Genomic DNA, 21,221 nt, shown 5'->3' on the forward strand with positions numbered 1-21,221 from the left:
GGCCAGGGCGCTGATCAGGATCAGGATGAATCCCGTCGTGGCTGCCGTGCCGGGACTGCCCAGCAACAGACAGGCCAGCCCCAGCGCTGCGAGCAGGCTGCCCAGCCATTGCGGCCGGCTCAGGGATTCATGAAAGAGCAGGACACCCCAGCCCAGCGTGAAGAAAGCGCTTAGCTGTATTAGCAGCGCGGCATTGCCCGGCGGCACGCCCATGGCAATGCCCAGGTTGATCAAGGCCCACATGGCGACGCCGAAAATCAGGCCATAGGCCAGCAGCCAGCGCAGGGCGACGGCCGGACGCCGCACGAAAAATACCCATGGCAGGGCGGCCAGGGCGAAGCGCAGCGCGGTGAGAAGCAGCGGATTGATATGCGCCAGCCCCAGCTTGGTAATCGGGAAGTTGATGCCCCATGCCGCTGTCACCAGGAGGGCAAGGATCAGGTGTTTTTTCTGCATGGCGGATGCTCTTTGCGGTAGCCGCGGCGGGGCGCCGAGGTTGTGCTGCCACTATGCTTGAGCAAGGCTATGGCCCGCTTTCAATTACAGGTCAAAAATGAATAAAATCAGGCCATGGAACCGATAGCCGCCGGGCTTTACGAAGAGGCTTCTTGCGATGTGCTGGTGACGCGGCGTGATTACGCCGACGGCGATGTCTTCCCTCGGCATGAGCATGACCGGGGACAATTTGCCTATGCGGCCTGTGGCGTCATCACCGTGCAAACCGATGCCGGCAATTGGGCCGTGCCGCCCTTGCGCGCCATATGGGTGCCAGCCGGGCTGCGCCACGCCATGCAGATGCGCGGCCCCGTGACCATGCTTAATGCCTATATCGGCAGCGCGGCGGCCAGCCGTGTCGGACTGCCGCCGGCTTGCCGCGTGCTGGGCGTTTCGCCGCTGCTGCGCCTATTGCTGACGCAGGCGGCTGGGGTGTCGGCGGAGCTATCTGCCGGGGGGATTGCCGCCGGGGCGTTGCCGGAGCGGGAGGCTTGCCTGATGGGCTTGTTATTGCATGAAATCGCCTGCATGCCGGCCTTGTCGCTCAACGCTCCGTTGCCGGATGATCCCCGTCTGGCCAGGGCATGCAGGCGGTTTCTGGCAGCGCCGTCGCTGGGCATAGGCATAGACGCCATGGCCGCCGAAGCAGGCATGAGCCGCCGGACATTTACACGCCAGTTCCGCGCCCGGACGGGCATCAGTTTCATCGAGTGGCGCCAGCAGGCCTGCCTGCTGGCGGCTGTCGTCCGGCTGGGCAAAGGGGAGAGGGTCACGCGGGTGGCCATGGAACTGGGCTACAGCAGTCCCAGCGCCTTTGCCACTGCATTCAAAAACGTGCTGGGCGAGGTGCCCAGCCGTTACTTCCAGGATGTGCCGGCCTGCCCGTGAATCAGGCTTCCTGGCGGGATGGATCCGGGGCGAATAGCGTGGACAGGATGTCGATCCCGTGGCTGACCGCCATATCTATGGCCTGGGCCGGGCTGAGGGCGTAAGGAATGATGTCCCCCGTGGCATTGTCGAAGGCGGGCACGGGATAGGTGAAGCCGGGGTCGTCCGGCTGGCTGGCCTTGCGGATATCCAGCATGGCCGTAAAGGCCGGACTGGAGCCGCTGGCGCCTTCGGGCGCGGTGGACAGGCGAGCAAGTAGCAGATAGCCCTTGTAGATGTAGCGATTGGGGTACACCAGGCACATCTCCTGTAGAACGTCTTGTCGCGGCCCCGGCCAGACAGGCCGGCAGGACAGGGCAAGACGATGACTCCCCGGAGCAGGATGCTGCCGGATCGTGGCGGAGACGCACCGGCGCAAGCGCCTGGTGTGCTTCACGACCGATCCCAAGCGGCAGCGCCAGCACAGGTGGTCAGGAATTAATCACTATGGAGAGTAACGGGCGGACTGTCAAGCCTTGCTTGCCGGAAACGGGGAAACGTGGATATTTTCTTTATCTTCAAGGGACTCCGGCGCAGAGTCGTGATCCTGTCTTGAATCTCTGGCACGCGGGCGGACAGGGGGCGGGCAGGCGCAAGGGGGCGGGCGTACGGGGTGGGGCGCGCTGGCCGCAGGAGATGGACCGGGCGCCATGTGCTGTTTGATGACACGGCCTTCATGGCAATGTTGCAAACCCAACATACAATAGGCCGCTAGCAGCAGGAGAAGCCCTATATGACAGACGTTCAAGACCCTACGCAATTCTCAACCGACGGCGAAGCCCAGTGGCTGGTGCCACCGACGCATGATGGCCTGGCGCCGGGGCAGCTGTTCGTCATGTTCCATGGCCAGGGCGGTGAGCCGGCAGATTTGCTCTGGCTGGCGCGCACTTTGCAGGCCCAGTGGCCAGGCGCCGCCATCATGGCCCTGCGCGCGCCGTACCCGGCAGGCGCCAGCGAAGCGGAAGGGCGCCAATGGTTTGTCGCCGATGGCCTGAATGCCGAGCAACTGGCGGAACAGGTGGCGGCGGGCTTGCCCCCCTTGCTTAAACTGGTGCGGCGGGTGCAGGCGCAATGGCAAATTGCGGCAGCCGGAACGGCTTTGTTCGGTTTGGGGCAAGGCGGGCTGGTGGCGCTGGAACTGTCAGCGGCCGACCCGGCGCTGGCTGGCCGTGTCATTGCGTTTTCCGCGGGCTACGCGGCCCTGCCCGAGGTCGCTGCGCCTGAAACCAGCGTGCACCTGCTGCATGGCGCGGACGACACGGTGGTGCCGCCCTCATCGTCCCAGGCGGCGTTCGACCGGATCCAGGAACTGGAAGGCGATGCCACGCTGGATATTCTGCCGGATGTCGGCCATGAACTGCATGTGGCGCTGGTCACTCGCGCCATCGAGCGTTTGCGTACCCATGTGCCGCTGCACATCTGGCAAAGCGCCCTGATGAGCGCGCGCCAATCCAGCTGAAGCATTACCGAATAAGTGCCTGAATGCAGGCTTAGGCCTGCCCCATTGATGCATAGGCCGCAGGTCTGGCCGGTCAGGAGAATTTACGCATGTCCGCGCATTTCCCATCAGAAGTCTTGACGCCGGAACCCGTCGCGTTCCAGTCTTTCGAGGTCGCCGCCGCCGCTGTGGACCGCCTGATCGAAATCTACGAACGCAACACTGCTTTTCTGCGCGGCCATTTTGCGGCGCTGGCGCGCGGGGAGCAACTGCCCCGTTCGACCCGCCTGCGAGCCTGGTATCCGGCCATACGCATTCAGGTGGATACCTATGACCTGGTAGATACGCGCCTGTCTTACGGGCATGTGTCGGAGCCAGGCATTTATGAAGCCACCATCACGCAGCCGCGCCTGTTTCAGGCTTATCTGGTGGAGCAGATCGGGCTGTTGCTGCTGCATCACAAAGTCCGGGTGACGGTAGGGGAATCCGAAACACCGATTCCCCTGCATTTCGCGTTTCCAGGGGGCGCCCACGTGGAAGGCGTGGACCTGGCGGCATTGGGCCGTCCGTTGCGGGATATTTTCGATGTGCCCGACCTGACCATCACCGATGATGCGATCGTCAACGGCAGCTGGCGCCCGGTGCCGGACAAGCCTTACCCGCTGGCGCCGTTCACCGCGCCCAGGGTGGATTATTCCCTGCATCGCCTGCAGCACTACAGCGCGACTTCGCCGTCGCACTTCCAGAACTTCGTGCTGTTCACCAATTATCAGTTTTATGTCGATGAGTTCTGCGCCTATGCGCGGGAGCGTCTGGCCGATGGCGTCGGGGGCTATGAGTCCTTCATCGAACCGGGCAATGTCGTGACCTTGCGCGGTGAAGCGGAGCCCGTGTCGGGCACGGCGCCGGAACGGCTGCCGCAGATGCCGGCCTATCACCTGTGCCGGGCCGGTCATGGCGGCATTACCCTGATCAATATCGGGGTCGGCCCGTCCAACGCCAAAACGATTACCGATCATGTGGCCGTGCTGCGCCCGCAGGCCTGGCTGATGGTGGGGCATTGCGCCGGCCTGCGTTCGACCCAGCGGTTGGGCGACTATGTGCTGGCGCATGGCTATGTGCGCGACGATCATGTGCTGGATGCCGATTTGCCATTGTGGGTGCCGGTACCGCCATTGGCGGAAGTTCAGGTTGCGCTGGAAACTGCCGTCGAAGAGATTGCGGGTTTGTCGGGCTGGGATCTGAAACGCATCATGCGCACCGGGACAGTGGCCAGTATCGACAACCGCAACTGGGAGTTGCGGGATCACCAGGAACTGGTGGAGCGCTTCGCGCAGTCGCGCGCCATCGCCCTGGATATGGAATCCGCGACCATCGCGGCCAATGGCTTCCGCTTCCGGGTGCCTTACGGCACCTTGCTGTGCGTGTCGGACAAACCCCTGCATGGCGAGCTGAAGCTGCCGGGCATGGCCAATGATTTCTACCGGCGCCAGGTCGGGCAGCATTTGCAGATAGGTATCCATGCCCTGGAACTGTTGGCCAGCATGCCCAAGGAAAGACTGCACTCACGCAAGCTGCGCAGCTTTATCGAAACGGCCTTCCAGTAGTCCCCGCGTTCCCTGCGTTCCCCGCGTTCCCTGCGTTTTGGGCTGATTCCGCTGATCCGTTTTTTTCCGCCTCTTTCGCTTCTTTCGCTTCTTTCGCGTCCCTCCCGCCCTTTCTTCCGGGTTGGGGCGCAGCGTGATGGCCGCCCGGCTTATGCCGCCAGCAGCAAGGCGAGCGCGGGTGAAAACTGCTTGCTGCGATGGCGTATGCGGTAAAGCTGGCGGTGCAGGCGCGGCAGGGCAGTCGGCAAGAGTTGCAGGCGGCCCAGTGCCAGCAGGTCCTGGACGGCGCTGTGCGGCAGGCAGGCAAGGCCCAGGCCGGCCGCTGCCGCCTGCTTGATGGCTTCGGTGCTGCCCAGTTGCAGCGCCTGATCGAAATTGCCCAGGTGGGGCAGCAGCACATTGTCCACGGCTTCGCGGGTGCCGGAACCGCTTTCCCGGAGCAGCCAGCGTTGCTGGCGTAATTGCTCCAGGGGACAGGGGGCGGCGACGCGGGCGAGCGGGTGGCCGGCCGCGACGACGAAAACCAGTTCATCGCTTAACCACGGCAAGGCTTCCAGCTCGTCGCTATGGCAAGGGCCTTCGATCACGCCAGCGTCCACCTCACGGCGCAGCACGGCGCCGACGATTTCCTGGGTATTGCCGATGCGCATTTCCACGCTGGCATGCGCATGGGTTTCCAGCAGGCGGGCAATACGCCCGGGCATCAGGTAATTGCCGATGGTGGTGCTGGCGCCCAGGCGGATGCGTGCCGGCAGCGGCCTGCCGGGGCTGGCGCCATCCATGCCGAAATTGATTTCGATGTCGCGCGCCATATCCAGCAGCGAACGCGCCGGATCCAGCAGCGCCCTGCCGGTTTCGTTGAGTTGCAGCCGTTTGCCGACACGGTCGAACAAGGTCGCGCCCAACATGGTTTCCAGCTCGCCCAGCGCGGCGCTGGTGGCGGATTGCGAGAGGGGAATGCTGCCAGCGGCCGCTGTGGTGCTGCCATGTTCGGCGATGGCGGTGAAAATCTGCAATTGGCGTAGCGTAATCCGCATGTCTGCCGCTTTTTTATGGGTGTGCCGAAGAATTTATTATCTGTTGTTTCGATAGGTTATAGAAATATAACCTGTTTTACAGATATTTTTTTCAGGGTCATTATGTGCTCAATTCATAAGGAATTGATCCGTAATGACTGCAAATCATATGTTGAGCGCACGCGGCGGGGCTGGTATGGCCCTGGATGGCGCCGCCGCACAGGAAACAGGCGATACGGCGCAGGCCGCCCAATTGCCTGGGGCTGCTCCGGCAGGGGCACGGCCCCAGGCCTGGCGGTTCGGCCCGCTGTTGACGGGCCTGCTGCTGACTGGCGCCATCGCGGCGGCGGCGCAAGGGCTGGCCGGCCAGCCTTGGGCGCAGAACCACGGCATTGCTGCCCTGACGCTGGCCATTGTCTTGGGGATGGTGATCGGTAATACCTTGTACCCCTCGGTGGCCAGGCATGTCAGCGTGGGGGTCGATTTTTCCAAGGCGCGCCTGCTGCGTGCGGGGATAGTGCTCTATGGCTTGCGGCTGACCTTCGCGGATGTGGCGCTGGTCGGGTACGAAGGCGTGCTGCTGGATGCCTGTATGCTGCTCTCGACATTCTGTCTGGCCTGGTGGCTGGGCACGCGCCTGCTGGGGCTGGATCGCCAGACGGCATTGCTGATCGGGGCGGGCAGTTCGATTTGCGGAGCCGCTGCCGTCATGGCGGCCGGGCCGGTGGTCGGCGGCCGGCCAGCGCAGGTCAGTGTTGCTGTGGCAACGGTGGTGATTTTCGGGACGCTTGCCATGTTTGCGTGGCCGGCGCTGTACCACCTGGGCCAGGATCTGGGCTGGATACAGATGGATGCCCGTGAAGCCGGCGTCTTTATCGGCGCCACGGTGCATGAAGTCGCCCAAGTGGTGGCAGCCGGGCGCGCCCTGGGCAGCGAGGCGGCCGATGCCGCTGTCATTGCAAAAATGGTGCGCGTCATGATGCTGGCGCCATTCCTGCTGGGGCTGGCGCTGTTGCTGGCTCGCCGCGGCAATGGCGGCAATGGCGGCGCGGGCGCGGGGCAAGGGCGGCCTGGGGTCGCGATTCCCTGGTTTGCCTTTGGTTTTATCCTGATGGCGGCGTTTAACTCGGTGGTCGAGCTGCCGCCGGCAGTCGTCAGCGTGTTGCTGGATCTGGACACCATTTTGCTGGCCATGGCCATGGCCGCGCTGGGGCTGACGACACACGTGTCGGCCTTGCGCCGGGCGGGCCTGCGCCCCTTGCTGCTGGCCTTGATGCTGTTTGCCTGGCTGCTGGGGGGCGGCTTGGCCCTGAATGCGCTGGTGCACGCCTTGCTGGGATAAAAGGGCGGCATGCCTGCCATGGCGCAGCCGTGTGCCGTGGCAGGCAGCCGCGCTGCCGTGACTGAGGTGCCATGCCGGGGTGCCATGACCGAGGTGCTGGGACTATGCCCGGAACCAGGATCAGAACCGGCGGCCAGCGCTGATGGCCAGCATTCAGGGCTCAGCGCTTGAGGCACTGAATGCCAAAAACGGCTCTCAGCGTCTGAACCTGAAAGCCTGATCAGGGCCTGGCCTGGTAGCGCTCCTGAACCAGCTGGCGGATGGCGGCCTTCAGGAGTTTGCCGGTTGCCGTATGGGGCAGTTCCTCCACGATCAGGATATCGTCCGGCATGCTCCATTTGGCGATTTTGTCGCGGTAGATGTCCAGCATGTCCTCCCGGGTGAACGTGTGGCCGGGGCGGATAACGGCCACCAGGATAGGGCGTTCGCCCCAGCGCGGGTCAGCCATGGCAACCACTGCGGCTTCCTGGATGGCCGGGTGCGCCTGCGCCAGATTTTCCAGCTCCACGGAGCTGATCCATTCACCGCCGGATTTCACGACATCCTTGTTGCGGTCAACGATCTGGACGAAGCCGTCTTCATCCATGGTGATGATGTCGCCGGTATCGAACCAGCCTGGCACCAGGGTATGGGACGGGCTGACCGGGGAGTTGTAATAACTGCCCGCCACCCAGGGGCCGCGGATCAGCATGGAGCCGAAGGCTTTGCCGTCACGCGGCACTGTCTGGCCGTCCTGGCCGTAGATCATGAATTCCATGCCGAACACGGGCCGCCCCTGCTTGGCCTCCAGCATGAGCCGCTGTTCCGGGGAGAGCGCCTCATGCTTGGGGAGCAGGCTGCATGCCAGCCCAACCGGGCTGGTTTCAGTCATGCCCCAGGCATGGCGGGTCTCGATTCCCATGCGGTGGAAGCGTTCCAGCATGATGGGGGGCACGGCGGAGCCGCCGATCACAACTCGCCGCAGATCCGGCAACGACTGGTGGTTTTTCTCCATCCAGTCCTGCAAGGCCAGCCAGACGGTCGGCACGCCAGCGGTAAAGGTGACTTTTTCGCTAGCGAACAGTTCATGCAGGCTGGCGCCATCCAGGCGCGGGCCGGGCATAACCAGTTTTGCGCCTACCATCGGAGCGGCGAACGGCAGGCCCCAGGCGTTGACGTGGAACATGGGAACAATAGGCGCGATGCTGTCGCTGGCCGACAGGCCCAGCGTATCAGGCGCCGGAATGGCCATGGCGTGCAGTACGGTGGAGCGGTGGCTGTAGAGCACCCCTTTGGGGTCACCCGTCGTGCCCGAGGTATAGCACAGGCTGGACGCGGTGTTTTCATCGAACACCGGCCAGTCGTAGTGCGGCGCTTCCGCGCCGATCAGGGTTTCATAGCAGACCAGCCCGGGCAAGCTGCTGGACGCGGGCATATGCGCTTCGTCGGTCAGCAGGACAACCGCTTTCATGCCTTGCAACTGGTCGGATAACGATTCCAGCAGCGGCAAAAAGCTCAGGTCAGCGAAGATCGCGCTGTCCTGCGCGTGCTGGATGATATAGCTGATCTGCTCTTTGAACAGCCGGGGGTTGATCGTATGGCAGACCAGCCCTGAACCGGAAACGCCGTAATACAGTTCCAGGTGGCGGTAGCCGTTCCAGGCTAGCGTGGCCACCCGGTCGCCAAAGCTCAGGCCCAGGCGCTGCAAGGCATTGGCGAGCTGCTGGCTGCGCTGCCAGGCATCGGTATAGGTATAGCGGTGCAGCGGCCCTTCGACAGTGCGCGAGACGATTTCCGTCTTGCCGTGGTAATTGGCGGCATGGCGCAGTATCGAAGAGATCAGCAGGGGCTGATGCATCATATTGCCGAGCATGGTGTCTCCTCCAGATGTCGGCGCGGCTTAGAAGGCGTCCGCAGCCAGTTGCGCCAGGTCGGCGGCATCGGCGCGGATGGCTTGTTCCAGCGCCGCGGTCTGAGGCAGCAGGCGGGTGATGAAAAAGCGTGCCGAGGCCTGTTTGCGCTGATGCAGGGGCGTTGCGCGGGGCAGGCTCTTTTCGGCCATGCGCACCCACAGCCAGCCATAGGAGACCAGCGCAAAGAAGCGCAGGTAGTCGGTGGCGGCAGCGCCCAGGGCATTGAGATCGCGGGCGACGGACAGCACATGCATGGTCGTGCTTTCCAGGGCTTGCAAGGCCTGCAGCACAGGCTGGGCCAGCGGGGCGATCTCGGGATGGCTGGCCTGTTCGAGGTCTTTGCGCATCAGCGCAAAGAAACGTTGGGCGACGGCGCCATTTTCCATGGGCAGCTTGCGGCCCACCAGGTCCATGGCCTGCACGCCATTGGTGCCTTCATAAATCTGGGTAATGCGGGCATCGCGGACATACTGCTCCATGCCCCATTCGCGGATGTAGCCATGGCCGCCGAAGACTTGCTGGCTGAGCACCGCGGTTTCGAAACCGAAGTCAGTGAAGGCCGCCTTGATGACCGGGGTCAGCAGCGCGACGAATCCGTCGGCCTGCTGGCGGACGGCAGCGTCCGGGTGCATGGCGGCAGTATCCATTTGCAAGGCGGTCCAGACTGCCAGCGCGCGGCCCGCATCGCTCAGGGCGCGGCCGGTCAGCAGCATGCGGCGCACATCCGCGTGTTCGATAATGGCAACCGGCCCGCGGCTGCCATCGGCGGAGCGGCCTTGCAGGCGCTCGCGGGCGTAAGCGGCGGCCTTCTGGTTGGCGGCTTCGCCTATCCCCAGACCTTGAATACCGACAAATAACCGCTCCGAGTTCATCATCGTAAACATGGCATTGAGCCCGCGGCCAGCTTCGCCCACGAGCCAGCCGATGGCGCCGTCGTAGTTCATGACGCAAGTGGGCTGGGCATGAATGCCCATTTTGTGTTCCAGCGCGCCTACCGACATGCTGTTGCGTTCCCCCGCTTCGCCATTGGCGTCGGGCAGGAATTTGGGCACCAGGAACAGGCTGATGCCTTTGACGCCGGGCGCGGCGCCCGGCAGCCTGGCCAGCACCAGGTGCACGATATTGCCGCCGAAATCCTGGTCGCCGGAGGAAATGAAAATCTTGGTGCCGGTGATGCGGTAGCTGCCATCATCCAGCGGTTCCGCGCGGCTGGTCAGCAGGCCCAGGTCAGTACCGGCGGATGATTCGGTCAGCGCCATGGCGCCCGTCCATTCACCGCTGATCATGCGCGGCAGATACAGGGCCTTCAAGTCCGGGCTGGCGTGGTGCGAGATGGTTTCCACGGCGCCATGCGTCAGGCCAGGGAACAGGCCAAACGACAGATTGGCCGAAGACACCATTTCATTGAGCAGGATTTGCAGCGTCAGCGGCAGGCCCTGGCCGCCATATTCGGCGGCGCCCGACAGGCCGCACCAGCCGGCTTCGCGGAAGGTCTGGTAAGCGGCAGCCAGCCCCGGCGGGGTCGTGACCTGGCCATTTTCCAGGCGGCAGCCGGTTTCGTCGCCGCTGCGGTTCAGCGGTTCGATCACCTCGACGCAGAACTTGCCCCCTTCTTCCAGGATGCTGAGCGCAAGATCGGTATCGACTTCTTCGCAGCCCGGCAGGGCAGCCATGCTGGCATTGAAGTCGAAGACATCCGACAGCAGGAATTGAGCATCGTCGATAATGGGAATATAAGCAGTCATTGTGTTTCCTTGTCTTTAGGGACGGCAGGGAAAATCAGTTGCGCAGAGGCTTGCCGGTATCCAGCATATGGCGGATCCGCGCCTGGCTGGCAGGGGTGGAGAGCAATTCAAGAAAAGCGGTACGTTCCAGTTGCAGCAGAATGTCCTCCGTCAAGGGGAGCAGCGGGTCGGCGGCGCTGCCGCCACTCAGTATGCCGGCCAGCGCAGTATTGACCACGCCATCGTGTTCGCTGGCGCGGCCGGCCTGGACGTCGGCAATGATCTGGTTGCGCAGGGCAGCCAGACCGGCTGCGCCAGCGGCGCCCAGGCTGGCGGCCTCAGGCGGCTGATAGCCAGGCGCGAGCGCCAGGGCTTTGTTCTTGGCATCCGCCAGCAAGCGGTTGCGGTTCATGCTGATGCCGTCGCCTGGCCGCAGGAATCCCAGCCGGCGCGCATCGAAGGCGCTGGCGGAAACCTTGGCCGCTGCGATGAGTTCAAACGCTGCCATGGCGGGCGCGACGGGGCCGCGCGGCGCTTGGGGGGCGGTTTGCATGCGCAGCAGCATTTCCTTGCAGCCGCCCCAGCCCGGAATAACGCCGATACGGGTTTCGACCAGGCCCATGGAAAGCTCCGCATGCGCTTGGATGGCGTCGCAATGCAGCAGGATCTCGCAGCCGCCGCCCAGCGCCAGACCGGCAGCGGCGCCGACGACAGGGAAGGGCGCATATTTCACGGCCTGGAACGTGTCATGCCCCAGGTCAAGGAAGCGCTCCAGCGCTGGCTGGCCTTGTTTTTCCAAGGTGTCCAGAAACACGCGCAAATCGGCCCCGGCGCTGAAGGCCGTTGCGTCGCTGCCTATGACCAGCGCCTGGAAGTGGCTGCGGGTGCAAGCCAGCGCGGCCTGGATGGCTTCCAGCAAGGCCGGGTTGAAGGTATTCATTTTGGTGCGGAAGGCCAGTCCGGCAACGCCATCACCCAGGTCCCATAGCTCGGCAGTGTCCCAGCGGGCGGCCGGCTGATTGGCCAAGGCCAGGTCGGCCAGAAGCAGCACGCCTGGCGCGCGGCGCAGCGTATGGCAGCTGCCATCGGGCAGCAGGCAGACGCGCTGGCCATCCCGCACCGAGTAGAAACCGCCTTGGCGGGCCGCCAGCGCCAGATAGCCGGGCACAGGCAGGCCGCGTGCCTGCAGGCGCTGCGCCAGCCATTCGGCCCCCAGCCGGTCCATCAGTTCAAACGGGCCTTCCTTCCAGCCATAGCCATTGCGCATGGCTTCATCGACATCGAAGGGCGTATCGGCGATTTCAGGAACCAGTGCCGCGGCATAGGCCAGGGCTTGTTCCATGACCGCCGCCGCGTATTGGCCGCCGCGGCCGGGATGCTCCATCAGCGCGCGCGGCTGGCCGCCGCTGGCTTGCAGACTGTCCGAGGTGACAGCGCGCTGGGGCCGGTATTCGCCCGTGGCCAGATCGGTGACATCGCGCTGGCGGCGGTCGGCGGACAGCCGCACGAAACCGGCACCGCTTTTCCGGCCCAGGCGGTTTTCGCGGATCATGCGGGCAATCAGCGGCGGCTCGGCATCGCAAGCCTGGATGGCGTCACCGGCAGGCGTCGCCTGCTGCAGGCTGCGCAGGATGGTGGGCATCAGGTCTATGCCTACCAGATCGAGCAGGCCGAAAATGCCAGTGGCGGGAATGCCGAACGGACGGCTGATGACGGCATCGGCCTCTTCCACATCCAGGCCCAGGCGGATGGCTTCATTCTGGGCGACCACCATCCAGTAATTGCCAATACGGTTGCCAATGAAGCCCGGCGTGTCTTTGCAGCGCACGACGGTTTTGCCCAGCTGGCGGTCGGCAAAACGGGTAATGGCGGCGGCCGCGTCCTGGCGGGTTTGCGGGCCAGTGACCAGTTCCAGCAGCCGCATGATGCGCGGCGGGTTGAAAAAGTGGGTGATGAGGAAATCGCGGCAGAAGCTCTCAGGCATGCCGGCGGTCAGCGCCGCCAGGGGAATGGTCGAGGTGTTGGACGACACAATGCTGCCCGGTTTGCGGATGGCATCTATTTTGCGGTAGAGCGCCTGTTTCAGGTCCGGTCTTTCGGCAATGGCTTCGATAATCCAGTCGGCATCGGCCAGCGCGGGCAGGCCGGTGGCCACGGCGCCGGTGCGCAGGCGCGCGGCAAAGGCCGGGTCCATGAATCCGCCGGCTTTCAGTTGCCGGGCGACACCGGCATCGGCATTGGCCTGTTCGAGATCCAGCAGGACGACGTCCAGCCCGGCATTGGCCAGATGGGCGGCAATACCGGCCCCCATGACCCCGGCGCCGATCACGGCGGCTTTATGGATGGAAGTGTGCACGGCGGTATCCAGTGAGGTGGCGTTCAGAGAGGGAGTGTTCATGTCAGGCGGCCTCCAGGACCATGGCAATGCCTTGGCCGCCGCCTATGCATTGAGTGGCCAGCGCATAGCGGCCGCCGTCGCGGCGCAGCAGGCTGGCCGCCTTGCCGACCAGGCGCGCGCCGGTTGCGCCCAAGGGGTGCCCCAGGGCAATGGCGCCGCCATCCCGGTTCAGGTGGGCGGGGTCTAGGTCCAGATCCTTGCAGCAAGCCAGCACTTGCGCGGCAAAGGCTTCATTCATTTCAATGACATCGAGCTGCGCCGCCGTGATCCCGGCACGCGCTAGCGCCTTGCGCGTGGCTTCCACAGGGCCTATGCCCATGATTTCCGGCGCACATCCCGAGATGGCGTAGCCTGCCACGCGGGCCAGCGGCTGCAAACCATGGCGCTGCACGAAGTCTGCCGAGCAGACCAGCGTGGCCGAGGCGCCATCGGTCAGGGGGGAGGCATTGCCGGCAGTGACGCTGCCGCCCGCCTTGAACACGGTTTTCAGGCCCGCGAGTTTGCCGGGATCGGTCGCGCGCGGGCAGCCATCTTCCGCCACCTCATGATACGGGGTGATTTCCGCTGCCAATTTGCCTGCGGCGCGTGCAGCCAGCGCTTTGCGCTGGCTGTCCAGGGCATAAGCATCCTGCTCTGCGCGGCTGATGCCATAGCGGCTTGCCAGGTTTTCCGCTGTCAGGCCCATATTGAGCAGCGCAGTGCGCTGTGCCTCGTCCCAGGCCGGGTTGGGCAAGGGGTTGAAACCCATCATTGGCACCCGGCTCATGCATTCCACGCCGCCAGCCAGAAAGGCCTCACCCGCGCCCATGGCAATGGCGCCTGCGGCCATCTGCACGGCTTGCAGCGAAGAACCGCACCAGCGGTTCACGGTTGCCGCCCCTACCGAGTGCGGCAGGCCGGCGGTGAGGGCGGCGCAGCGGGCGATATTCAGGCCTTGCTCGCCTTCGGGAAAAGCGCAACCCAGGTTGATATCTTCCAGCAGGACGGGATCCAGGCCGGAGCGGCGCACCAGCGCCGCGATCACGTTCGCGGCGAGATCGTCGGGCCGCACGCTGGCCAGTGCGCCACGGTAAGCGGGCGTGAAAGGGCTGCGTAGGTAATCGACGATATAGGCAGTTGTCATGATTGGGGTTCCCGGGGGAAAACGGCCGCTGGGCCTGGGGGGTTACATGTTGGGGTAATTGGGTCCGCCGCCGCCTTCCGGGGGCGTCCAGGTAATGTTCTGCGCCGGATCCTTGATGTCACAGGTCTTGCAGTGCACGCAGTTCTGCGCATTGATGACAAAGCGCGGCGCGCTGCCGGCAGCGGCGCCGTCCGGGGCGGCGGGCGAGTCATCCACGACCTCATACACGCCGGCGGGGCAATACAGCCTGGCGGGCTCGCCATAGCGCGGCAGATTGCTGCGTATGGGAATAGAGGGGTCGGCCAGCTTCAGGTGCACGGGCTGGTCTTCCGAGTGGCTGGTGCTGGAAAGAAAGACCGAGGAAAGCTTGTCGAAGGTCAGGACGCCGTCATATTTGGGATAGGTAATAGGGCGCACAGCCGAGAGCGGCTGCATACAGGCGTGATCCGGCAAACGGTGGGTCAGGGTGCCGAAGGGGGATTTGCCCGTCCAGGACTGGCACCACATGTCCAGGCCGCCCAGGCCTATGCCCACGGGCGTGCCAAAGCGCGACCAGAGCGGCTTGACGTTGCGCACCGGTTTCAGGTCGCGGCCAATCGCGGAATCACGCCAGCCGCGCTCATAACTTTCCAGCACATCATGGCCGCGGCCGGCGGCCAGCGCATTGAAGGCGGCATCGGCCGCCTGCATGCCTGAGTGCAGCGCATTGTGGCTGCCCTTGATGCGCGGCACATTCATGAAGCCGGCCGCACAGCCAATCAGCGCGCCGCCAGGAAAGGCCAGCTTGGGCACGGATTGCCAGCCGCCTTCGGTCAGCGCGCGCGCGCCATAGGCCAGACGCCGGGCGCCGGTAAAGGTATCGCGTATCAGGGGGTGGGTCTTGAAACGCTGGAATTCGTCGTAAGGGGAAAGCGTCGGGTTCTGGTAGTCCAGGTGCAGCACGAAGCCGACTGTCACCAGATGATCGTCAAAGTGATAAAGGAAGGAGCCCCCGCCGGTATGCCGGTCCAGCGGCCAGCCAAAAGAATGCTGAACCAGGCCGGGCCGGAATTGTTCGGGCGTGACTTGCCAGAGTTCCTTGATGCCCAGGCCGAATTTCTGTGGCGCCCGGCCGGCTTCCAGGTCATAGCGGGCCAGCAATTGCTTGCTGAGACTGCCGCGTGCGCCTTCGGCAAAAAGCGTGTAGCGCGCCCGCAGTTCCATGCCGGGCGCGTAATCGTCGCGCGGCTGGCCGTCACGGCCGATGCCCATGTCGCCGGTTGCGATGCCGCAAACGGCGCCGTTTGCGTCATAGAGCGCCTCGGTGGCGGCAAAGCCCGGATAGATATCCACGCCCAGGGCTTCGGCCTGCGCGGCAAGATAGCGCGTCACATTGCCCAGCGAACCGATGAAATTGCCATGGTTGCTCATCAGTGCAGGCATGAGCCGGTTGGGCAGGCGCATGCCGCCTTTGCGCCAGAGGAAATAGAAATGATCCTCGCTGACAGGGGTGCTCAGGGGGCGTCCGGCATCCTCACGCCAGCCGGGCAACAGGGCATCCAGCCCGGCTGGGTCGATGACGGCGCCAGAAAGAATATGCGCGCCGACTTCGGAGCCTTTCTCCACGACCACGACGGAGAGTTCCTGCCCGCTTGCCGACGCACGCTGCTTGAGGCGGATCGCAGCGGCGAGTCCGGCGGGGCCGGCACCGACGATCACGACATCGAAATCCATGGATTCGCGCTGGGTTTGGCTCGTCACTGCATTATTTCCTGACATGAATGGCGGAACGGCATGGCCGCCGGGGCGGCTGAGACATGCCGGCGTGGCGTCAGCCGCTTTGCTCGCGGGTTGGCAACACCAGGTTGGGACAGCATCAAAATACTATATCAAACGATTGGTGTAATGGCGAAGGCGGCGGTTTTCCCAGCTTGACGAGTCAGCGCCAACACGCTATATCCGCACATTCCCAACCCGTTGCGCAGTGACGCCAGCGGGTCCGGGCTGGAATCAATCAAGAAGGTCGGAGCAAAGATGAGCGGGTATGGAAGCGGGGCAGAAAAGCGGGACAGCCGGGGAAAGTTCATCAGCGGCCTGGCCGTCGAGGGCTTGAGCGAACGTCATCGCGAGGTGCTGGAAGCGGCAGCGGCCCTGTTTGCCGAGCGTGGTTATGCCGCCACATCGGTCCGCGATATCGGTGAACGGGTAGGCTTGCTGGGCGGCTCCCTGTATCACTACATCAAGTCCAAGGAGGCGCTGTTCGTCAATATTCACGATATGGCGCTGCAGGTTGCGGAGGGCCGCCTCCAGGCTGCGATGGCCCGCCATGAAGACCCCTGGAAACGCCTGGAAGCGGCCTGCATCGCCATGCTGGACATCCAGCTGGACCCGGAATCGCTGACCATGCCCCTGATGAGCGACTTCAATGCCGTCCCGGCGGAAATCCGCATCAGCCTGATTGCCAAGCGGGACAAGTTCGAAGATATTTTCCGTGAGCTGATCGAGGCCTTGCCGCTGGCGCCGGATCTGAACCGGAATGTCTATCGCCTGCTCTTGCTGACCCTGCTCAACAACGTGAGCGGCTGGTATCGGCAGGGCAAGCTGTCGCCGGCTGAAATCGGCCAGCAGATCCTGCGCATTTTCCGGCATGACGACAAGGCGCTGCTGGCGGGCAAGTAAGCGGATGTCGCAGCGGGGTGTGGAGAAGTCCTGAAGTGGTCATTTATTGATCATGGGTTTCAAGTCATTGATTCAAAAGGCTGAAATTTGGTGTTCCCCAAGCTATCCATAAGCTTGTCCACATTTTTTCGGGATAAAAATGGAAAATTGGCGGGCCGCCGGGCTGGGGTCTGCCGGACGGCTGTGCTAGGCTGTCGGCAGCTCCGTCAGCCGCGGTGGCGGCGGACAACAGGTATCACAGGAGTTTTTTCATGCCTGAGTCTCTCAGCAAGGCCTTACTGGAATCCCAGGCCTACGATTTCGCCATTACCGTCCTGATCGCCGTCGTCATTCTGATTGTCGGCTGGTGGATTTCCAAATGGCTGGGCGCCATGGTGCGCCGCGCCGCCACCAGTTCGCCGCGCATTGATGCGACGATTGTGCCCATCCTCAGCAGCGTGGCTGTCTGGTCAGTGCGCGTCTTCACACTGGTAGCGGTGCTGGCGCGTTTCGGCGTGCAGACGGCCAGTATCATCGCTGTGCTGGGCGCTGCCGGTCTGGCCATCGGCCTGGCGTTGCAGAACACGCTGCAAAATATTGCCGCGGGTGTCATGCTGCTGGCCTTGCGGCCCATGCGTGCCGGTGAGTACATCTCGGTAGGCGGCACCAACGAAGGCACGGTTGAGGAAATCGGCCTGTTCATGACGCGCCTGACGCAGTTCGACGGCATTGCCATTTCGCTGCCCAACAGCACGGTATGGGGCGCGAACATTATCAACTACAGCCGCAACCCGACCCGCCGCCTGGATCTGGAAGCCCAGGTGCGCTATGACGATGACCTTGATGTGGCCGTCAACAGCCTGAAGGCCCTTATCAACAACCATCCGCTGATTTCCAAGGATCCGGCGCCGATGGTGATGGTGATGGGTTACCGGGAAAACGGTGTCAGCATCAATATCCGCGTCTGGACCGATAACGCCAAGTACTGGGAACTGCGCTGGGATATGCTCTACAAGATCCGCAAGACGCTGGTCGATGCCGGTATGGGCGCCGCTGTGCCGGTGCGCGAGCTGCAAGGCCCGGCAGTGGCCAGGGAGCGCCGCGAAGGCTGAGCGGCCTGACGAGCGCCGGCCAGTGCCTGGCCGGCCTTGTTTCAGGAAGGTTTGCGGTGGTGCTGCGGTGTCAGCATCGCCGTACAGACGCCGCGCATCATGTCAACTTCATCACGGCTCAAGGCGCTGCGGCCAAACAGATGCTGCATGCGCGGCATCAGTTTCTTGGGATGCTCCGGGTCCAGGAAGCCTACTCCGATCAAGGCTTCCCGCCAGTGTTCCAGAAAGGCCTGAACCTGGCCGTTGCTGGCCAGGGCAGTGCCGGGATCCACGCTCTGAATGGGGGTGTGCGGCAGCGCCCGGCCTTCCGTGCCCAGGGCGTAACGCATTTCCCAGGCCGCCAGTTGCAGCGCTTGCGCCACATTGAGCGAACTGTATTCCGGGTTGGCGGGGATATGGCAGATGCGCTGGCACAGGGCAATATGCGCATTGGTCAGCCCGCTGCGCTCCGTACCCAATACAATAGCGACGCTGGCATCGTCCTGCGACACCAGCAATTCGCGGCTTTCCATCGCGGCTTCGCGGATGTCACAGACCGGCGGGCCGATATCGCGCGGCCTGGCGGTCAGGGCATACGCCCGGGCGACCGGAGCCAGCGCTTCTTCAAGAGAAGCTGTTATCAGCGCGCCAGACAGGATATCATCGGCGCCACTGGCCATGGCAATGGCATCAGGGTGCTGGGTGATATCGTCCAGTTTGGGCGTGACCAGCACCAGCGAGGAGAACCCCATGGTCTTGATGGCCCGGGCGGCTGCTCCCACATTGCCGGGGTGGCTGGGAGAGGTCATGATGAAGCGTACACGCGAAAAAACAGGCGTCATTTAAAATACCGGTCTGGGCCTACTGCCAGTTACTTTTATATAGGCCCTGGATGAGTGCCATCCAGGGCCTGCGAACGGATCAATACGGAATTCTATGCATCCCATGCTCAACACCGCCGTCAAGGCGGCGCGCCGCGCCGGCGCGATCATCAACCGCGCCAGCCTGGACCTCGACAAGATTCAGGTCGGCCGCAAGGGGCCCAACGATTATGTCACGGAAATCGACCGGGCCGCAGAGCAGGCCATCATCGAAATCCTGAGCACGGCATACCCGGATCATGCGTTCCTGGCGGAAGAAGCGGGTGAACTGCCTGCGGCGGATGGTTCGGCTGAATCCGAATACCGCTGGATCATCGACCCGCTCGATGGCACGACGAATTTCATTCACGGCTACCCTTCTTTTGCCGTTTCCATCGCCTTGCAGCATCGTGGCGTCACGACCCAGGCGGTGATTTACGATCCGTCCACCAATGAACTGTTCACGGCCAGCCGCGGCGGCGGCGCCTTTCTGAACGACCGCCGCGTGCGCGTCGGCAGCCGCGCGCGCTACCACGACGCCTTGCTGGGCGTGCGCTGGCCCAGCGGCGCTGGCCCGGTGGGCGTGCCGCGCTACCGCGAACTGATGGAACAGTGCTCGGGCGTGCGCCGCAGCGGCTCTGTCGTGCTGGACATGGCTTATGTGGCCGTCGGCCGGCTGGATGGTTTCTGCGGCATGGGCCTCAAGCCCTGGGATCTGGCGGCGGCTGGCCTGATGGTGCTGGAAGCCGGCGGCCTGGTGGGCGATTTCGAAGGCGAGCAGACCTGGTTCGAAAGCGGCAATGTGCTGGCCGGTTCGCCCAAGATCTTCACGCAGATGCTCGGCCACCTGCAACTGGACTGATCCTACTAGGGCCGCCCTGTCTGATGGCAGGGCGGCCGGATTCACAGCAGGCGCGTATCGTCACGATCGCGCCTGCTGTTTTTTTCTGTACGGTTGCGATACGGATTTTTTTATCCTGTTGCGCCGCGTATGACACAGAATCCTAGTACGATTGGAAGCTTCTGGAACAACTGGAGTCTTTCATGGAGTGGCTGCTGGACCCTTCAGCATGGGTCGGCTTGCTGACATTGGTCGTGCTTGAGCTGGTGCTCGGTATCGACAACTTGGTATTCATCGCTATCCTGGCGGAGAAACTGCCGCCGTCGCAGCGGGACCGCGCCCGCATCATCGGTTTGTCGCTGGCGCTGCTTATGCGTCTGGCGCTGCTGACTGCGATTTCCTGGATCGCGACCCTCACTTCCCCGCTATTCTCCCTCGGTTCGCTGAGCTTTTCCGGCCGCGACCTGATATTGATGGCCGGCGGCTTCTTCCTGCTCTTCAAAGGCACGATGGAGCTGCACGAGCGTATTGAAGGCAAATCGCATCATGTCCGTGGCCCCCGTGTGTATGCGGGTTTCTGGGTCATCGTGACGCAGATTGTGGTGCTGGATGCTGTCTTCTCGCTGGACGCAGTGATTACCGCTGTCGGTATGGCCGAGCACCTCTCCGTGATGATGTTGGCGGTGGTGATTGCCATAGGCGTGATGTTGATCGCCTCCAAGCCGCTGACGATCTTCATCAACCGCCATCCCACGGTGGTGGTGCTGTGTCTGGGCTTTCTGCTGATGATCGGCTTTTCGCTGGTGGCAGAGGCCTTTGGCTTCAAGGTGCCCAAGGGCTACCTGTATGCCGCTATCGGTTTCTCCATCCTGATCGAAGTCCTGAACCAGCTGGCGCGCCGCAGTCTGGTGCGCACGGTCGCGGCCCGGCCTATGCGGGAACGAACGGCAGAAGCGGTGCTGCGCATGCTGGGCAAACGCTTGCCTGACGAGATCGAAACCGATCAGCCTGCGCCGGAAACCCCTGCCGTGGCGTTTGGTGTCGAGGAACGCAATATGGTCAGCGGCGTTCTGACGCTGGCCGAACGTTCCATCCATTCGATCATGACGCCGCGCACGGATATCAGCTGGGTCAACTTGCAGGACAGCCCGGAAGTCATCCGCGAGCAGCTGAGCGCTTCGCCGCACAGTTTCTTCCCGGTATGCGATGGCGCGCTGGATGAAGTGGTGGGTGTGGGCCGGGTCAAGGACATGATCGCCGACATCATCACCGAAGGCGCGATCCGCCGTGACCGTCTGCGGGAACCGCTGATCGTGCATGAATCCATCGGCATTCTGCGGCTGATCGAAACGCTCAAGCGTTCGCGCGGCCAGCTGGTGCTGGTGACGGATGAATTCGGCGCCATAGATGGCCTGGTGACGCCCATCGACATATTCGAAGCCATCGCAGGCGAGTTCCCGGACGAGGATGAAACCCCGGACGTGGTGCAGGATGGCGACAACCGCTGGCGCGTCAATGGCGCTGCCGACCTGCACTACCTGGAGCAGGTGCTGGAAGTGGATGGCCTGGTGGATGAGGCCGATGATTACACGACGCTGGCCGGGTATCTGCTGGCGCGTTTTGGCAGCCTGCCGCAGGTCGATGATGTCTGCGAATTTTTGCAGGATCATGTGCGGGTGCGCTTCCAGGTGCTGGCGCTGGAAGGGCGCCGCATCGCCGAAGTGCTGGTGGAGCGCATTGTGCTGGAACCGGAGATGCCTGACGGCAGCGCCCCGGGGGCCTGACGCCGCCATGCAGGGCAGGCCAGGCCTGTCCTGCGTGCCAACCGGG

17 protein-coding genes are annotated in these 21,221 nt (G+C 63.6%); 8 read left to right on the forward strand and 9 right to left on the reverse strand.

The window, feature by feature from the left end; all coding sequences use genetic code 11:
* On the reverse strand, positions 1-456 hold a 456-nt coding region (locus ACTJGZ_RS09650), incomplete at its 3' end, for an EamA family transporter (protein ID WP_441662713.1).
* A gap of 114 nt (positions 457-570) precedes the next feature.
* Here ACTJGZ_RS09650 and ACTJGZ_RS09655 point away from each other — a divergent pair.
* On the forward strand, positions 571-1,383 hold the full coding sequence (locus ACTJGZ_RS09655) for an AraC family transcriptional regulator (protein WP_441662714.1): 813 nt from the start codon (positions 571-573) through the stop codon (positions 1,381-1,383).
* Between the two features lies 1 nt (position 1,384).
* Here ACTJGZ_RS09655 and ACTJGZ_RS09660 read toward each other — a convergent pair whose 3' ends face one another.
* A complete protein-coding gene (locus ACTJGZ_RS09660) occupies positions 1,385-1,678 on the reverse strand; it encodes a hypothetical protein (RefSeq protein WP_441662715.1) in 294 nt (97 codons plus the stop codon).
* A 477-nt stretch (positions 1,679-2,155) separates the two neighbouring features.
* Between ACTJGZ_RS09660 and ypfH the strand changes: the two genes are divergently transcribed.
* Both ypfH and ACTJGZ_RS09670 read left to right on the forward strand, forming a co-directional pair.
* Positions 2,156-2,881 carry an esterase gene (ypfH, locus tag ACTJGZ_RS09665; protein ID WP_441662716.1) on the forward strand — a complete coding sequence of 242 codons (726 nt, stop codon included), beginning with the start codon at positions 2,156-2,158 and terminating at the stop codon, positions 2,879-2,881.
* A gap of 89 nt (positions 2,882-2,970) precedes the next feature.
* The gene (locus tag ACTJGZ_RS09670) at positions 2,971-4,467 is read left to right on the forward strand and encodes an AMP nucleosidase (protein WP_441662717.1); all 1,497 of its coding nucleotides are present in this window, start codon (positions 2,971-2,973) and stop codon (positions 4,465-4,467) included.
* Between the two features lie 149 nt (positions 4,468-4,616).
* On the opposite strand, the gene ACTJGZ_RS09675 is transcribed toward ACTJGZ_RS09670, so the two are convergent.
* The gene (locus ACTJGZ_RS09675; protein WP_441662718.1) at positions 4,617-5,504 is read right to left on the reverse strand and encodes a LysR family transcriptional regulator; all 888 of its coding nucleotides are present in this window, start codon (positions 5,502-5,504) and stop codon (positions 4,617-4,619) included.
* Positions 5,505-5,637: 133 nt separating this feature from the next.
* On the opposite strand from ACTJGZ_RS09675, the gene ACTJGZ_RS09680 reads away from it, so the two are divergent.
* A complete protein-coding gene (locus ACTJGZ_RS09680; protein ID WP_441662719.1) occupies positions 5,638-6,825 on the forward strand; it encodes a YeiH family protein in 1,188 nt (395 codons plus the stop codon).
* Positions 6,826-7,045: 220 nt separating this feature from the next.
* Here the strand turns inward: ACTJGZ_RS09680 and ACTJGZ_RS09685 are convergent, their stop codons facing one another.
* From ACTJGZ_RS09685 to ACTJGZ_RS09705, 5 genes are read right to left on the reverse strand one after another with little or no spacing between them, the layout of a single operon-like run.
* Positions 7,046-8,677, reverse strand: coding sequence for a long-chain-fatty-acid--CoA ligase (locus ACTJGZ_RS09685; protein ID WP_441662720.1), 1,632 nt, complete (start codon positions 8,675-8,677; stop codon positions 7,046-7,048).
* A 27-nt stretch (positions 8,678-8,704) separates the two neighbouring features.
* On the reverse strand, positions 8,705-10,462 hold the full coding sequence (locus ACTJGZ_RS09690; protein ID WP_441662721.1) for an acyl-CoA dehydrogenase C-terminal domain-containing protein: 1,758 nt from the start codon (positions 10,460-10,462) through the stop codon (positions 8,705-8,707).
* A 34-nt stretch (positions 10,463-10,496) separates the two neighbouring features.
* The gene (locus ACTJGZ_RS09695; protein ID WP_441662722.1) at positions 10,497-12,839 is read right to left on the reverse strand and encodes an FAD-dependent oxidoreductase; all 2,343 of its coding nucleotides are present in this window, start codon (positions 12,837-12,839) and stop codon (positions 10,497-10,499) included.
* A gap of 1 nt (position 12,840) precedes the next feature.
* Positions 12,841-13,962: a thiolase family protein gene (locus ACTJGZ_RS09700; RefSeq protein WP_441662723.1), complete on the reverse strand. Its 1,122-nt coding sequence runs from the start codon at positions 13,960-13,962 to the stop codon at positions 12,841-12,843.
* Between the two features lie 42 nt (positions 13,963-14,004).
* Positions 14,005-15,675 (reverse strand): electron transfer flavoprotein-ubiquinone oxidoreductase, encoded by a 1,671-nt coding sequence (locus tag ACTJGZ_RS09705; RefSeq protein WP_441662735.1) that lies wholly within the window; start codon positions 15,673-15,675, stop codon positions 14,005-14,007.
* A 300-nt stretch (positions 15,676-15,975) separates the two neighbouring features.
* Between ACTJGZ_RS09705 and ACTJGZ_RS09710 the strand changes: the two genes are divergently transcribed.
* Together ACTJGZ_RS09710 and ACTJGZ_RS09715 are read left to right on the forward strand one after the other, a co-directional pair.
* A complete protein-coding gene (locus tag ACTJGZ_RS09710) occupies positions 15,976-16,620 on the forward strand; it encodes a TetR/AcrR family transcriptional regulator (RefSeq protein ID WP_441662724.1) in 645 nt (214 codons plus the stop codon).
* 251 nt (positions 16,621-16,871) lie between these two features.
* The gene (locus ACTJGZ_RS09715) at positions 16,872-17,711 is read left to right on the forward strand and encodes a mechanosensitive ion channel family protein (RefSeq protein WP_441662725.1); all 840 of its coding nucleotides are present in this window, start codon (positions 16,872-16,874) and stop codon (positions 17,709-17,711) included.
* Between the two features lie 41 nt (positions 17,712-17,752).
* Here the strand turns inward: ACTJGZ_RS09715 and ACTJGZ_RS09720 are convergent, their stop codons facing one another.
* Complete coding sequence (locus tag ACTJGZ_RS09720) at positions 17,753-18,532, reverse strand: RNA methyltransferase (RefSeq protein ID WP_441662726.1); 780 nt, start codon at positions 18,530-18,532, stop codon at positions 17,753-17,755.
* Between the two features lie 94 nt (positions 18,533-18,626).
* On the opposite strand from ACTJGZ_RS09720, the gene ACTJGZ_RS09725 reads away from it, so the two are divergent.
* Together ACTJGZ_RS09725 and ACTJGZ_RS09730 are read left to right on the forward strand one after the other, a co-directional pair.
* On the forward strand, positions 18,627-19,412 hold the full coding sequence (locus ACTJGZ_RS09725) for an inositol monophosphatase family protein (RefSeq protein WP_441662727.1): 786 nt from the start codon (positions 18,627-18,629) through the stop codon (positions 19,410-19,412).
* A gap of 182 nt (positions 19,413-19,594) precedes the next feature.
* The gene (locus ACTJGZ_RS09730) at positions 19,595-21,175 is read left to right on the forward strand and encodes a TerC family protein (protein WP_441662728.1); all 1,581 of its coding nucleotides are present in this window, start codon (positions 19,595-19,597) and stop codon (positions 21,173-21,175) included.
* Positions 21,176-21,221: the final 46 nt, after the last annotated feature.

It is taken from the genome of Kerstersia sp., from assembly GCF_052103615.1.
Classification (GTDB): Bacteria; Pseudomonadota; Gammaproteobacteria; order Burkholderiales; family Burkholderiaceae_B; genus Kerstersia.

Excerpts from the sequence above, each read along its gene's own strand:
- ACTJGZ_RS09655 (WP_441662714.1), top strand. The coding sequence starts at position 571 with ATGGAACCGATAGCCGCCGGGCTTTACGAAGAGGCTTCTTGCGATGTG.
- ypfH (WP_441662716.1), top strand. The coding sequence starts at position 2,156 with ATGACAGACGTTCAAGACCCTACGCAATTCTCAACCGACGGCGAAGCC.
- ACTJGZ_RS09670 (WP_441662717.1), top strand. The coding sequence starts at position 2,971 with ATGTCCGCGCATTTCCCATCAGAAGTCTTGACGCCGGAACCCGTCGCG.
- ACTJGZ_RS09675 (WP_441662718.1), bottom strand. The coding sequence starts at position 5,504 with ATGCGGATTACGCTACGCCAATTGCAGATTTTCACCGCCATCGCCGAA.
- ACTJGZ_RS09680 (WP_441662719.1), top strand. The coding sequence starts at position 5,638 with ATGACTGCAAATCATATGTTGAGCGCACGCGGCGGGGCTGGTATGGCC.
- ACTJGZ_RS09685 (WP_441662720.1), bottom strand. The coding sequence starts at position 8,677 with ATGCTCGGCAATATGATGCATCAGCCCCTGCTGATCTCTTCGATACTG.
- ACTJGZ_RS09690 (WP_441662721.1), bottom strand. The coding sequence starts at position 10,462 with ATGACTGCTTATATTCCCATTATCGACGATGCTCAATTCCTGCTGTCG.
- ACTJGZ_RS09695 (WP_441662722.1), bottom strand. The coding sequence starts at position 12,839 with ATGAACACTCCCTCTCTGAACGCCACCTCACTGGATACCGCCGTGCAC.
- ACTJGZ_RS09700 (WP_441662723.1), bottom strand. The coding sequence starts at position 13,962 with ATGACAACTGCCTATATCGTCGATTACCTACGCAGCCCTTTCACGCCC.
- ACTJGZ_RS09705 (WP_441662735.1), bottom strand. The coding sequence starts at position 15,675 with ATGGATTTCGATGTCGTGATCGTCGGTGCCGGCCCCGCCGGACTCGCC.
- ACTJGZ_RS09710 (WP_441662724.1), top strand. The coding sequence starts at position 15,976 with ATGAGCGGGTATGGAAGCGGGGCAGAAAAGCGGGACAGCCGGGGAAAG.
- ACTJGZ_RS09715 (WP_441662725.1), top strand. The coding sequence starts at position 16,872 with ATGCCTGAGTCTCTCAGCAAGGCCTTACTGGAATCCCAGGCCTACGAT.
- ACTJGZ_RS09720 (WP_441662726.1), bottom strand. The coding sequence starts at position 18,532 with ATGACGCCTGTTTTTTCGCGTGTACGCTTCATCATGACCTCTCCCAGC.
- ACTJGZ_RS09725 (WP_441662727.1), top strand. The coding sequence starts at position 18,627 with ATGCATCCCATGCTCAACACCGCCGTCAAGGCGGCGCGCCGCGCCGGC.
- ACTJGZ_RS09730 (WP_441662728.1), top strand. The coding sequence starts at position 19,595 with ATGGAGTGGCTGCTGGACCCTTCAGCATGGGTCGGCTTGCTGACATTG.